This is a genomic window from Chryseobacterium sp. BGARF1, assembly GCF_001677955.1.
Lineage (GTDB): Bacteria > Bacteroidota > Bacteroidia > Flavobacteriales > Weeksellaceae > Chryseobacterium.
In genome coordinates this window covers 22,619-35,634 of sequence record NZ_LELA01000030.1, presented here as the reverse complement: position 1 = coordinate 35,634, position 13,016 = coordinate 22,619, and the positions used below count along the sequence as shown (strand labels likewise).

Genomic DNA, 13,016 nt, shown 5'->3' with positions numbered 1-13,016 from the left:
ATTTTTTTTTAATCTTACAATCCGATTACCGGCATTGATAACATTAAGATATTTTCGTTTTCTTCAAGACCATCAAGAGGCTCGATGATTCCCGGTCTGTTTGGCTGAGACATTTTCATTGTGATATCGTCTGCTCCCAAAATACCCAACATTTCTGTTAAGAATTTAGAACTGAAACCGATATTGATGTCTTCACCGTTATAATCACAAGGAATCTGCATATCTGCTTTGTTCGCATATTCTGTATCTTCTGCGTGAAGGTGAAGAATATTAGCAGATAATTTAAATCTCACCTGATTGGTTGATTTATTAGACATAATTGACGCTCTCTTAATCGCACCCAATAAAAGGTTTCTGTTGATCGTCAAAACATTCGGATTCTCTTTTGGAATTACCGCAGTATAGTTAGGATATTTCCCGTCGATTAATCTACAGATCCAGATATGTTTACCAAAAGTAAATTTAGCCATATTCTCGTTGAAGTCGATTTTGATGTCTTCGTTTGAGCTTGCTAAAATATTTTTGAAAATATTCAAAGGTTTTTTAGGCATGATGAATTCCATTGGTTCGGCATTCATCAAATCTGTTCTTTTGTACACCACCAATCTGTGAGAATCTGTAGAAACAAAATTGGTTTCGTTTTCGCCAAACTGGAACAAAACTCCTGTCATTACCGGACGAAGAGAATCGTTACTTGTTGCAAAAAGGGTGTTGGTTAAAGCTTCAGACAAAACTCCTGCAGGCATTGTGACACTTTGAGAAGCATCAAATTCCGGAATCTCAGGATAATCGTCTGCGTTATCTAAAGCCACAGCAAAATTATCTTTTTCATCTAAGATTTCCAACAAACTACCTGTACCTTCGGCATTGTCTTTTACCACTAAGGTAAGAGGCTGCTCGCCATAGGTTTTAATAAAATCTTGAAAAATTTTAGCTGGGACCGCAAATTTACCAGAGTCATCTGACTTTACCTCCAAAGAAGTAAGAAGCGTTGTTTCGCCATCAGATGCAGTAATGGTAACGATGTTTTCGTTGAGTTCAAAAAGATAGTTTTCTAAAATCGGTCTCGATTGAGAGCTTGATATTACGCCACTTACAGTTTGCAAAGCCTTCTGCAGTTCACCACTTGAAATAATAAATTTCATAGATTTAAAGAATAAGTTTCTACAAATATAATAAATAGAAAACAGATAGAAAAGAATAATCCTGAGAGTTATTAACAAATATCATTATTCTGTTTTCAGTGTCGAAATAATATTCAGGGTTTTGTAGTCATTAATTTTCGGATCAAAAATCTCCATCGTAAAATAGCTGATGTTAACTTTTTTGTTCATCAACGTCTGATATTCTTTAGGCAGATCTAAATTGGAATCCACAGATGAGATCCAATAAAGCTTATTCAGGATCTTATTTTCTCCTACCACATGGAAAACAATAAAGTTTTCTTTCTCAATTTTAGAGACCGTTCCGTTTATTAAAAGTTCTGAAGACTCTTTTCCTCCCGCTTCCTCATTAGCATATTGAGCTATTTTTAAAAACTCTTCCTGACATTCTTCCGCCATGAGAATTCCCATTTTTATTCCCAGCTGTTCCATTTTCTCAGTATCTGCAATATCAGCTGTAGGATCGATATTATAATCTTTTTTGATTTCTTTTGAAAATGGCATTGTAGCTCTAAGCATACACACTCCAAGCTCTGCAGTTATTGCCGAACTATTTTTTCCTTCGGTCTTAATTGACTTCACGCAATCGCAAGAAGATTTAGCAATTTTTTTCTTATAATCCTGTGAAAAAAGGCCTGTAGAAATCACTAAACCTAATAAAAGAAATACATTTTTCATCATTAAAATTAAATTTCTCAAAGATAAGAGAAAAATCAAAATTCTTCTCTTTTTTCTATATTTGTAAAAAAGAAAAAATGCGCAAACCTCCGATTCATAAAAGTTTTCTGAATGCTTTTCGAGGTATTTTCTTTATTCTTAAATCTGAAAGAAATTTTCAGCTGGAAATTTTCGCCTTTTTTATCAATATTTTTCTGATTTTTTATCTAAAACTTTCAATTTTTGATACAATTCTCATCCTTATTGTTAGTTTTGGAGTTTTAGTTGCTGAAATTTTTAATACAGCAATCGAGAAAATTTGTGATATCATTCAGCCTGAGTTTGACAAAAGAATTGGTTTTATAAAAGATATTTCTGCAGGAGCTGTTACTTTGATGGCGATACTTTCGGTAATTGTAGGGATTTTGGTGTATTGGAAATATATTTTCAGCTAAATTGTAATTATTTCAATCAAGCTATTAATTCCCACGGATTTCTCAGATTTTCACAGATTTTATATTTAAAAATCAATCTAGAATCAGCGTAATGTTTTTATGTGATTCTATGATTTCAATTAAAATTTCAAATAAAGTCTGTCCGTTTCCGGCAATTAATTCAGCTAGTTTTTGTTGAATCAATTGCACATTGAAAGGTTTCCTTTGTTTGATTTTATTTTCATAGAATTTTTTAGTTAAATCAAAACCTAAATCTTCTTTTGACTTTTGAGAATCTTTCCAAGTAATATCTGTTTCAACTCCATATAAAATATCATCAAAACCATCCAGAGTTCCGACTTTCCAATCTTCACCTTTCATGAAAAGTTGAGAAACTTCTTCGTAAAAACCTTCCAAATCTGAAAAATGACCGCCATTGATGACAGTCATTTTGTTATGATGAATTTCGTTTTTCATTAAATACTACCAATATTATTTTCTTAGATAAATATTTCCGTATTTGGATTCCAGATTATATTGTGGTCCGTTTCCAAATGTTGCCGTAACTAAAGTACGAAAATCATCCGAATCTTTTCCTGCGAATTTGGTATCTAAATTTGAATAAATTTGTCCAAAATGGGTTTCCGCGGAAAGCTTTCCAACATTTTTATCCAAAACCGTAGCATCAATTCCACCATATATCGCATTCACATTGATCGTTCCGCCAAAATCTTTCACTTCAACCAAGCCATATTGAGATTCTATCTGAGTCATTAAAGATCTCGGAACTTTTATTTCTAATTTGATATCTACATCAACACCATCGGTCATCGAATTAAAAGTTACCTTGTTTTCTTTACAATACCTTTGGTATTCTTTACGAGTTTTAAAAATCAGTTTTTTATTATCTTTTTCAACCTTGATCCGACGAGGAATATTTTTCATTTCAGCTATTTTACCTTCAATAATCAGAGAATTCCCTTCTTTAGATTCTTTTATCTGGAAAGCTTCATTACTTTCATTCTCATCAATATTTACCGTTCCCAAGATTTGAACTTCAGGCTTATCCCAAGTGCTAATCTTAATCAATTCGGGATAATCAAACTTCAACGATATTTTTTGATTTTTATCTGTAGAAAAACTTTTATTAATCGCTGTTTGTGCTGCAGCAAGACCGAAAACCAAACTCACTGCAAGAGTTAGTACCGTTCTCATTTCGCTCTTAAATAAACTTTACTGTAATCGGAACGAACTTCAATAGTGGTACCGCCGCCGTTCACTTTTCCAATCAATTCATCTCCATGACGTACCAAGCCATCTTTCTTCTCAACATCAATTTTAAAATCCGGAGACATATAGATTTCCCCATAAGAAGTTGTTGTTTTCAAGTTAGCTTTTACCGATTTAGGAAGCGTAACATCAGCAAGACCATACACGGAAATAATCGACAAAGGTCCTTTTGTATTTTGATTAAAAACCGCTTCTACTTTTCCATAAATAGATTTTACAGTAGCTGGACCTGTAATATTTTCCAGTTTGATATTGTTATAAGTGGTCGCAATTTCAATTTCATTCTGAATATTTTTGAAAACTATATCTCCTCCATATTGTGACTGATGTTTAAATGAAATAATAACGTTTTCAGGAACTAAAATTTTCACGTCCGGAAAAGACATTTTTTTCAAAGAATTAACCTCCAATATACCGTCTTTTTCATTGACATTAATTCCAAGTCCTGTATTATCTACAAGTCCTAAAGAATTAACGATTTGCAGCCCTTCAGCACGTTTATCTTCATCCTCATCTTCGCCTTTCACCGAAAAAATGATCTCGCTCCCCTTGTAACCTTCCACCGTTACTTGACCTAAATTAAGGAGTAGTTTGCCTTTACTTTTTTTGATTTTATACGTTTTAGAACTTTCTTGTGTAGCGTTGGGTTGCTCAGCATCATCTTGCGCATGCACAGAAAGTGTCATCAAAGCAAATAAGATTAAATATATCTTTTTCATATGTAGATTTTTATTGTTTTTTTTAATTGTCATATGTTATCGCTGTACCATCACACGTGTTTATAATTTCTAATAATGGCGATTTCATAATGTTTAATTTGTTAAATAATTTACTTGTTTATATATAAAAGCTTTTAATATCTCATTAAAACCGCATATGCTTCGTCTTTTACGAAAACGGCTGTTGTAGGATCAAGAGTAAGTTCCTTCAACTTTGCATTAACTTCTCTGTTAAGTTGGGATGGATTTTTCTCAGTTAAAATCGCAATAAGTTCTTTTTGTACGATAGGGTCATCTTGATTGAGAAAAATCTGTCGAATATTTTCACTAACCTCTGTATTTTCAATATGTACAGATAAAGCTTCAACAGCAGCTAATCTTACATTTGTATTTTCATCCGAAAGTGCTTTTTCAGATAAAATATTGATAATTTTTTCATCAGAAGCTGAAAAACTCTTCAGTAGATTAATTCCTCGTAGCCTTGAACTTGCTGAATGCTGATCATTTATCAATTCTAAAGCTTTCAGCTCGTCAAAATTACTTTCACTCTCAAGATCATCATTCTGGGCAAGACTTTTAGTTTCTACTATTTTCTGTGAATGATCTGAATTATTTTGCGTGAAAGCTTTACCTGTATTTTGTTGTATTACAGTTTCTATTTTTACAGTTTCCAACTCATTTTTTTGATTTAAAACATCAACTTTACTTTCATCTTCCTTAAGTTTTTCATGAACTGCAATCCTTGTTTTTTCACCTTCTTTTTGATTCCAAAAAGCATAAAGTCCAATACTAAAAATTATAACTACAGAAGCAGCGGCACTCCATTTTTTCCACGAAAATAATGGAGTGATTTTTTCTTCAGAAACGGCTGTCTCATTTAATCTTAACATTATTTTATCAAACGTATCTTCCGGAACTTCGAGCGTATCAAACTCCTCACGGTGGTCTTGAATATATTTTTTAAGCGAATCTTTCATTTTGACTTTTTTGAGTTAGTTTTTCAAAAATTTTCTTTTTAGCACGGTGATAATAGCTTCTTACCGTACCTGCCGGAATATTTAAACTTTTTGCTATTTCTTCCTGTGGCATGTCTTCAAACAGAAGAAGATTCACAATGGTTCTGATTTGCACCGGAAGCTCTGCAATAGCATTCTGAAGCTCTTCTATACGGAATTCTAAAGCCCGTTTCTCTTCCAGTTCATCATCTTTATCATCCAACATTTTATCGTCTTCAATTTCAGAAAAATAGACTTTCTTTTTTCTGAGGAAATTCAGTGAATGATTGATTGCAATTCGCTTAACCCACCCTCCGAAACTATCTGTATTTTTTAAAGATTTTATCTCCGAGAATACTTTTACAAAAACTTCCTGAAGAATGTCTTCTGCATCTTCCCTATCATTTACAATACGAAATATTGAATTGAAAGCAGCCTTAGAATAGCGCTGATAAAGCAGAGAATATCCGGAATTGTTTCCGGAACCGCATAGCTCCAACAATTCCCTATCACTGATATTTACTGTTTTTGTTTTCAAAAATTATTAGTCGTTTATCGTTTCTATCTAATAGACGCAATCACATCGTGAATGTTGCAATTTATTTTATTTTTTTTCGATTTTATTAAAAAAATCATTGAAAGTCTTCAAATAAAAAATGACTGCCATTAATGACAGTCATTTTCTTATTATTTATTTAAAAATATTTTAGCCTTTAAAAAGCCTCAATAATCTATTTAAAGTATTCCACTCCGTTTTTAAAGATATTGTGATAATTCGCTGTTGGAATGTTTTTCATTAATCCTTCTGCGAAACGTTCAGGATGCCCCATTCTACCATAGATTTTTCCACACGGACTTGTGATTCCTTCAATTCCGAATAATGAGTTATTTGGATTGAACGGCATTCCGTGAGCGATGTTTCCATCTAAATCTAAATATTGAGTAGCAATCTGTCCGTTCTCATACAATTTCTGAATTTCTTCTTTCGAAGCCATAAAACGACCCTCACCGTGAGAAATTGGAATTGTGAAAACTTGGTCTTTCATTCCTTTCAACCAAGGCGATTCATCATTTAATACTTTCACATTGACCATTTGAGAAATGTGTCTTCTGATTGCATTATGAGCCAACGTCGGAGAATTCTCATCCAAATCTTTGATCCTTCCATAGGGCAGTAATCCTGACTTCACCAACGCCTGGAAACCGTTGCAAATTCCGATAATCATTCCGTCTCTGTCAAGCAATTCGTGAACGGCATTTTTCATCTTTTCGTTCTTCAAAACATTCACGATAAACTTAGCAGAACCATCTGGTTCGTCACCTGCAGAAAACCCTCCAGAGAATGCTAAAATTTGCGACTGTTTAATTTCTTCTACCCACGCATCGATGCTTTCGTCAAGCAATTGATGATTGATATTGATTAAAGGTAAACTGCTTACAATTGCACCTTCTTTTTGGAATGCATTCAGCGTATCGTACTCGCAATTTGTCCCTGGGAAAACCGGTGCAAAAACTCTTGGCTGAGCGATTCCGTGTTTCTTAATGATGATATTTCTTGGGTTGATTGAGTTCAGTTTTGAATCTAATTCAACCACGATTTTTTCTTTTTCAATCGTTGAGAAAAGGTTTTCAAAAGTTTTCGTATTTGCTTCAAGTAATTTTTCGATTTCAAAATTCAAATTACTGATTTTCAAAATATTTGAATTTTTAACTTCACCTATTAATTGAAGTAAAACAGAACTTAATTCTTCAGTAGATTCGATGATTAAACTTCCAATGTTTTTAGCTAATAAAACGTTCTCATTAGTAACATTTATTTCAACTCCCAATCTGTTTCCGAAACTCATTTTTGCTAAAGCAACTGCAACTCCGCCTTCTTTAATAGTCTTCACAGAAACTACTTTTCCAGCTTTGATATTTTCGAAAATAAGTTCGTAAACATCTTTCAATTTATCATAGTTTGGAAGTCCGTTTTCCTGCGGAATATGATTGAAGAAATAGAGTTTATTTCCTGCCTGTTTAAATTCAGGAGAGATGATATTTTTCTTTTCTCCATTAGCACAAGCGAAAGAAATTAACGTTGGTGGAACATTCAAATCCTGGTATGTTCCACTCATTGAATCTTTACCTCCAATCGCAGCTAGACCAAAATTGATTTGAGCATCATACGCCCCCAAAAGAGACGCCAAAGGCTTACCCCACTTTTCTGGATTCTGACCTAATTTCTCAAAATATTCCTGGAAACTGAATCTGATATTTTTATAATCGCCACCCATCGCAACGATCTTCGCAACACTTTCAACCACTGCATAAGAAGCTCCAAACAATGAGTTTTGCTTTGAAATTTCAGCATCAAATCCCCAACTTGCCAAAGAAACCGTTTCGATGTCTTTTGCTCCTAAAATCGGCAACGTCTGAACGCTTCCTTCCATCAAAGTCTGCTGATATTTTCCACCTAAAGGCATTGCAACTGTAGTCGCACCAATTGATGAATCGAACATTTCCAACAAACCTTTTTGAGAAGCAACATTTTTATCACTTAATATTTTTAAGAAATTTTCTTCGTTAAAAGTCTGTGCTTCTTCTTTCAATTCATTAAGATGTGTGATCTTAACTTCTTGGCTTTTAGAACAACCGTTTGTATCCAAAAACTCTCTTGAAAGGTCAACAATCTTATCACCTTTCCAGAACATCTGCATTCTTCCTGAATCTGTCACTTTTGCAACTTCAACAGCTACAATGTTTTCAGCTTCACAGAATTTGATGAACTGCTCTTTATCTTTTGGTTCAACCACAACCGCCATTCTTTCCTGAGATTCTGAAATAGCAAGCTCGGTTCCGTTCAAACCTTCATATTTTAATGGTAAAACATCCAAGTTAACTTCCAAAGAATCAGCGATCTCACCAATTGCTACAGAAACTCCACCCGCTCCGAAATCATTCGATTTTTTAATCAGTCTCGTTACTTCAGGATTTCTGAACAATCTCTGGATTTTACGTTCTTCCACTGCATTTCCTTTCTGAACTTCAGAACTCATCGTGTGGATAGAGGTTTCGTCCTGTTCTTTCGAACTTCCGCTTGCTCCACCAACTCCGTCACGACCCGTTGCACCACCTAAAATGATGATAGAATCACCAGCTTCAGGCTTTTCACGTCTTACCCAATCCACAGGAACCGCTCCGGCAACGAAACCAACTTCCATTCTTTTTGCTTTGTAGCCTTCGTCATAGATCTCAGAAACCATTGTAGTTGCCAAACCGATTTGGTTACCGTAAGAAGAATATCCGTTTGCAGCCTGTTTTGTGATTGTTTTTTGAGGTAATTTTCCTGGTAAAGTTTTATCAACAGATTCCAACACATCAGCTGCACCCGTTAATCTCATTGCCTGAAAAACAAAAGAACGTCCAGACAAAGGGTCTCTGATCGCGCCACCTAAACATGTTGAAGCACCACCAAAAGGTTCAATTTCTGTTGGGTGATTGTGTGTTTCGTTTTTGAATAATAAATACCAAGGTTCTTTTTTACCGTCGTATTCAGCTTCGATCTGTATTGTACAAGCGTTAATCTCGTCTGAAACTACCAAGTTATCAAGCTTTCCGGTTTTACTAAAATATCTTCCGCAAACGGTCGCCAAATCCATTAAAGAGATTGGTTTCAATTCGCGTCCTAAGAATTTTCTTTTTTCAATATAATCATTGAAAATAGTTTCCAATGTATGTTTAAACTGTCCTTCAAATTCAATATTTGACAATTCTGTTTCAAACGTTGTGTGACGACAGTGGTCGCTCCAATACGTGTCTAAAACTTTAAGTTCAGTTTCCGTAGGATTTCTCTGTTCAGTTTTAAAATATTCCTGAATGAATTTCAAATCATCCAATCCTAAAGCAAAACCGTGATTGTTAAAGAATTCTTCAAGCTGAGCATCATCAAAATTGATAAAACCTTCATGAACAATCACTTTTGACGGCGTTTCTTCCGCAGGAATATTTAAAGTTGATAAATCTTTCTCCTGAGATTCTACTTTATTGATTAAAAGGTCTTTGATTTTAACTAAGTCAGATTCGGAAACTCCTTCGAATTCGATAAGTTTACCGCTTCTTACTTTAGACTTCTCATTTTCAGTCAGTAAAGCAATACACTGTTGTGCAGAATCAGCACGCTGATCGTATTGTCCCGGTAAAAATTCTAATGCGAAATGAGTTCCCTGTGCAGGGTTTTCTTCGATTAAAATATCAGTAACCGGATCTACGAAAGTGCTGTTTACTACTTTTTCGAATTCACCATCATTTAATCCAAAAATATCGTAAACGTTATACACTTTTACGCTTTGGATAGACGGAACCACCGCTTTTACTTCATCAAAAATTTTTGGACTTTCTACATCGAAAATACCTCTTTTTTCTACGAAAATTCTTTTGTTATTAGACATTAGATGTCAGATATTTATTAGATTTATTTTATATTTTAAACTGAAATTTATTTTGGCAACCCCACTTTGCAGCCCGACTTGAGCGGAGCTCTTTTGCCGAAACGAAGTGTAGGCAAAAAGCGGGAGCGGAAGGCGGATAAAGCTGCCATAAAAAATTCAGCGTTTCTCAAACTTTGTCAAATCTTAAAGTCAACAAAGTAAAAAATGCAGCCGAAAAGACTGCATATCATTTATACTTTAAGATCAGCTTCTAATCCTATCAGATCTTTGTTTGCGTCAATTATCGGCTGAACTTCATTGGCAATGAATTCTTCCGTCTGAATTGGTGCAAAACCAATGAAGTTTTTAGGATCAAGAACTTCTTTTAATTTTGATTTGTCTAGCTTTAATGAATCGTCATTTAAGATCCTTTCGATAAGGTCGTTTTCTTTACCTTCTTCTTTCACTTTCTTAGACGCTTCCATAGAATGAACCCTGATCACTTCGTGAATTTCCTGACGGTCTCCCCCAGCTTTCACTTCTTCCATGATGATGTATTCTGTCGCCATGAAAGGAAGTTCTTCCATAATATGTTTGTTGATTCTGTTTGGATACACCACGATTCCGTTCATGATGTTGTTCCAAATTAATAGAATCGCATCAACAGCCAAGAAAGCCTGAGGAATTGTTAATCTCTTGTTTGCAGAATCATCTAAAGTTCTTTCAAACCATTGTGTTGAAGCCACCATCGCAGAACTAGTCGTTAAAGACATTACATATTTTGCCAATGCTCCAATTCTTTCGCTTCTCATCGGATTACGCTTGTAAGCCATTGCAGATGAACCGATTTGGTTTTTCTCGAATGGTTCTTCAATTTCTTTCAAATTCTGAAGAAGACGTAAATCGTTTGTAAATTTATGTGCAGATTGAGCAATATTTCCTAATAAAGCCACCACTTTAGCATCAATCTTTCTGTCGTAAGTCTGACCAGAAACTCCGAAAACTTTTTCGAAACCGAATCTTTTTGACAATTCTTTATCTAAATGTTTTACTTTAGAATAATCACCGTTGAAAAGCTCTAGGAAACTTGCTGCAGTTCCAGTTGTTCCTTTAACCCCTCTAAAACGTAGAGTTTCTAGGAAGAAATCAAGTTCTTCGATGTCCAGAACCAAACTCTGTAACCAAAGTGTTGCTCTTTTTCCAACAGTTGTTAACTGAGCCGGTTGGAAATGTGTAAATCCTAAAGTCGGTAAATCTTTATACTGAATAGCAAAATCAGAAAGATTTTTCATCACGTTAACCAACTTTTTCTTTAAAATTAAAAGTCCGTCACGGATTTGAATTAAATCTGTATTGTCTCCTACAAACGCTGAAGTAGCTCCCAAGTGGATAATTCCTTTTGCAGAAGGCGCAACGTCACCATAAGCGTGAACGTGAGCCATTACATCATGACGGAATTTTTTCTCGTATTCTGCTGCTTTATCGTAATCGATATTATCAACATTAGCTTTTAACTCAGCGATTTGCTCGTCTGTAATTTCAAGACCAAGGTCTTTTTCGATTTCAGCAAGGGCGATCCAAAGTTTTCTCCAATTCTGGAATTTGTTGTTATGAGAAAAGTTAAATAACATTTCTTCACTGGAGTAACGCTCTTCCAATGGATTTTTGTAGGAATTCATTTCTTTACTTTTACTTTTTAGATATGCAAAAATAAGGATTTTCGGTGAGAGAGAAAAATTGTGATGTTGGTTTTAAGTTTTGTTTATATCAAAGTTATTTTAATGGATTTAAAACTTATTTTCAGTTCAGATAAATTCCAAAATACCAAGTCCAGGCTATTAAAATGACCTGCATCGGAATTCTTTCTTTATACAGATAGCTCATTCCCGGACCAGAATAATCTGCTTTAAAAAGATTAACTTTCTTTCTTGATGAATCGATATTTGCAATAAATACTAACACAAAAAAGATAATCAATAAAATTGAAGTAAGTTCACGAATTGAAGGAATCATTAAGCCAATTGCAGCAGCAATTTCGATCAAGCCTGTAAAATAGACCCAAAATAGTTTTGCCGGAATAAACTCAGGAATCATTAAAGCCATTCCTTTCTGAAATTTAAAATGGGCAAAACCTGTGAATAGCATAAAAACCGCCATTCCGAGATTTCCAGAAAATAATAGATCCCAATTTCCCTGAAATATTTTTGTGCCCAGTAGCGCTAAAATGAATGTAATAAAAAGAATTGCCAGTAGTTTCATGATAATTGTTTTAGACTCCCACAGATATAACAGATTTCCACAGATGATCGAGAATATTTTTTAAAGTTAAATAAAAAAAGAGGTTTCCTGTAAAAACCTCTTGATATATACTATTCGATTCATATTATTTTGATTCGGCAAGATCTTTCACGATCTGTAAACCTTTTGTAAAACCCTCATTCATGTGGTCTTTCCATTCGCTCTCAGCCTGAACTTCTGCCTGAAGTTTTACCGTTCCATCATCAAGCGAGATCAGGAAATATTTTTCGAAAGAACCGTTCCACTCCATCACTTCTTTGCTTTGAGTGTCTTCATTTCCGTCTTTATCTACCATTCCCAAATGTTTAAAAACAATTTGATCAGGTTTTTCCAGACTATCGATCGTGGAAACCATTCCTTCGCCTTCGGTATTTGTAAAATAGGTCTTTCCGCCGACTTTCCAATCCGATCTCATCAATGAAATTGATTTAGGATTGAAAAATTTTGTCCATTCACTGTACGTTTCGGGAGTCCACAAAACGTCCCATATTTTTTGTTTTGGGGCATCAATAATGATATTGTATGATAAGTTTTCCATAATAATGATTTTTTTGGGGTGTAATTTTGGTAAAAAACAATGGTGTCTTTCTAATAAATCAAAGCTGATTTTCAGCCAAATTTTTCACATTCTGAAGTGCTGCAGGGAATTTTTCTTCAAAAAAGTCCTTGAATTCTGGTGAAGATTTAATGGTGGCTTTTAATATTGTTTCCTCTTCAGTTTCCTCTAATGTATAAGTTTCCGTGGCATCACCCCAATCTTGTGGAACTTCTATACCATCGTAAATTTCCCCTAAATGTAGAAAAGTCATCTCTTTATTGGGATCATTTTTTAAAACACGGCTGTACATTCCGTTGTTATTGGGATCAAAAAATTTAATAATACTGTCTTCATCCCAAGTTCCTACATAAAAAGAGCCTTTCGTAAACGCTGAGGTCCATTGTCTATAATGCATGTCGTCCCAAAGAACCGTCCATATTTTTTCTGGACTTGCATTGATTTTTATTTCGAATTCTAAAATTTCCATATTTTAATTTTTAGGTTTAGGCGTTT

13 protein-coding genes are annotated in these 13,016 nt (G+C 34.4%); 1 reads left to right on the top strand and 12 read right to left on the bottom strand.

Annotated elements, in window-relative coordinates; genetic code table 11:
- Positions 1 to 14: 14 nt before the first annotated feature.
- Entirely contained in the window at positions 15 to 1,145 is a 1,131-nt protein-coding gene (gene dnaN / locus AB671_RS04820) for a DNA polymerase III subunit beta (RefSeq protein ID WP_066678098.1), read from the bottom strand.
- An 84-nt stretch (positions 1,146 to 1,229) separates the two neighbouring features.
- A complete protein-coding gene (locus AB671_RS04815) occupies positions 1,230 to 1,844 on the bottom strand; it encodes a hypothetical protein (RefSeq protein ID WP_157444126.1) in 615 nt (204 codons plus the stop codon).
- A gap of 74 nt (positions 1,845 to 1,918) precedes the next feature.
- Here AB671_RS04815 and AB671_RS04810 point away from each other — a divergent pair, with 74 nt between their 5' ends.
- Positions 1,919 to 2,275: a diacylglycerol kinase family protein gene (locus AB671_RS04810; protein WP_066678102.1), complete on the top strand. Its 357-nt coding sequence runs from the start codon at positions 1,919 to 1,921 to the stop codon at positions 2,273 to 2,275.
- Positions 2,276 to 2,347: 72 nt separating this feature from the next.
- On the opposite strand, the gene AB671_RS04805 is transcribed toward AB671_RS04810, so the two are convergent.
- The 10 genes from AB671_RS04805 to AB671_RS04760 form a co-directional block, all read right to left on the bottom strand.
- Positions 2,348 to 2,731, bottom strand: a complete 384-nt coding sequence (locus AB671_RS04805; protein WP_066678103.1) for a ribonuclease inhibitor — start codon at positions 2,729 to 2,731, stop codon at positions 2,348 to 2,350.
- A 15-nt stretch (positions 2,732 to 2,746) separates the two neighbouring features.
- Positions 2,747 to 3,469 carry a hypothetical protein gene (locus AB671_RS04800; RefSeq protein WP_066678105.1) on the bottom strand — a complete coding sequence of 241 codons (723 nt, stop codon included), beginning with the start codon at positions 3,467 to 3,469 and terminating at the stop codon, positions 2,747 to 2,749.
- Positions 3,466 to 4,263 (bottom strand): DUF4097 family beta strand repeat-containing protein, encoded by a 798-nt coding sequence (locus AB671_RS04795; RefSeq protein WP_157444125.1) that lies wholly within the window; start codon positions 4,261 to 4,263, stop codon positions 3,466 to 3,468. Before AB671_RS04795 ends, AB671_RS04800 begins: the two co-directional genes overlap by 4 nt.
- 134 nt (positions 4,264 to 4,397) lie before the next feature.
- The gene (locus AB671_RS04790) at positions 4,398 to 5,240 is read right to left on the bottom strand and encodes a HEAT repeat domain-containing protein (RefSeq protein ID WP_066678109.1); all 843 of its coding nucleotides are present in this window, start codon (positions 5,238 to 5,240) and stop codon (positions 4,398 to 4,400) included.
- On the bottom strand, positions 5,224 to 5,796 hold the full coding sequence (locus AB671_RS04785; protein WP_082987233.1) for an RNA polymerase sigma factor: 573 nt from the start codon (positions 5,794 to 5,796) through the stop codon (positions 5,224 to 5,226). The genes AB671_RS04790 and AB671_RS04785 overlap by 17 nt, the downstream gene beginning before the upstream one ends.
- A 193-nt stretch (positions 5,797 to 5,989) precedes the next feature.
- Positions 5,990 to 9,688, bottom strand: a complete 3,699-nt coding sequence (locus AB671_RS04780; protein WP_066678113.1) for a phosphoribosylformylglycinamidine synthase — start codon at positions 9,686 to 9,688, stop codon at positions 5,990 to 5,992.
- Positions 9,689 to 9,918: 230 nt separating this feature from the next.
- Positions 9,919 to 11,346, bottom strand: coding sequence for an adenylosuccinate lyase (gene purB, locus AB671_RS04775; protein WP_066678116.1), 1,428 nt, complete (start codon positions 11,344 to 11,346; stop codon positions 9,919 to 9,921).
- 121 nt (positions 11,347 to 11,467) lie between these two features.
- Positions 11,468 to 11,926 (bottom strand): DoxX family protein, encoded by a 459-nt coding sequence (locus tag AB671_RS04770; protein ID WP_066678118.1) that lies wholly within the window; start codon positions 11,924 to 11,926, stop codon positions 11,468 to 11,470.
- Between the two features lie 124 nt (positions 11,927 to 12,050).
- A complete protein-coding gene (locus AB671_RS04765; RefSeq protein WP_066678120.1) occupies positions 12,051 to 12,503 on the bottom strand; it encodes an SRPBCC family protein in 453 nt (150 codons plus the stop codon).
- Positions 12,504 to 12,561: 58 nt separating this feature from the next.
- Positions 12,562 to 12,990, bottom strand: a complete 429-nt coding sequence (locus AB671_RS04760; protein WP_066678122.1) for an SRPBCC domain-containing protein — start codon at positions 12,988 to 12,990, stop codon at positions 12,562 to 12,564.
- Between the last annotated feature and the right edge of the window lie 26 nt (positions 12,991 to 13,016).

Coding starts and splice junctions, on each gene's coding strand:
- AB671_RS04765 (WP_066678120.1), bottom strand. CDS start 12,503: ATGGAAAACTTATCATACAATATCATTATTGATGCCCCAAAACAAAAA.
- AB671_RS04780 (WP_066678113.1), bottom strand. CDS start 9,688: ATGTCTAATAACAAAAGAATTTTCGTAGAAAAAAGAGGTATTTTCGAT.
- AB671_RS04800 (WP_066678105.1), bottom strand. CDS start 3,469: ATGAGAACGGTACTAACTCTTGCAGTGAGTTTGGTTTTCGGTCTTGCT.
- AB671_RS04815 (WP_157444126.1), bottom strand. CDS start 1,844: ATGATGAAAAATGTATTTCTTTTATTAGGTTTAGTGATTTCTACAGGC.
- AB671_RS04790 (WP_066678109.1), bottom strand. CDS start 5,240: ATGAAAGATTCGCTTAAAAAATATATTCAAGACCACCGTGAGGAGTTT.
- AB671_RS04795 (WP_157444125.1), bottom strand. CDS start 4,263: ATGAAAAAGATATATTTAATCTTATTTGCTTTGATGACACTTTCTGTG.
- purB (WP_066678116.1), bottom strand. CDS start 11,346: ATGAATTCCTACAAAAATCCATTGGAAGAGCGTTACTCCAGTGAAGAA.
- AB671_RS04805 (WP_066678103.1), bottom strand. CDS start 2,731: ATGAAAAACGAAATTCATCATAACAAAATGACTGTCATCAATGGCGGT.
- AB671_RS04770 (WP_066678118.1), bottom strand. CDS start 11,926: ATGAAACTACTGGCAATTCTTTTTATTACATTCATTTTAGCGCTACTG.
- AB671_RS04760 (WP_066678122.1), bottom strand. CDS start 12,990: ATGGAAATTTTAGAATTCGAAATAAAAATCAATGCAAGTCCAGAAAAA.
- AB671_RS04810 (WP_066678102.1), top strand. CDS start 1,919: ATGCGCAAACCTCCGATTCATAAAAGTTTTCTGAATGCTTTTCGAGGT.
- dnaN (WP_066678098.1), bottom strand. CDS start 1,145: ATGAAATTTATTATTTCAAGTGGTGAACTGCAGAAGGCTTTGCAAACT.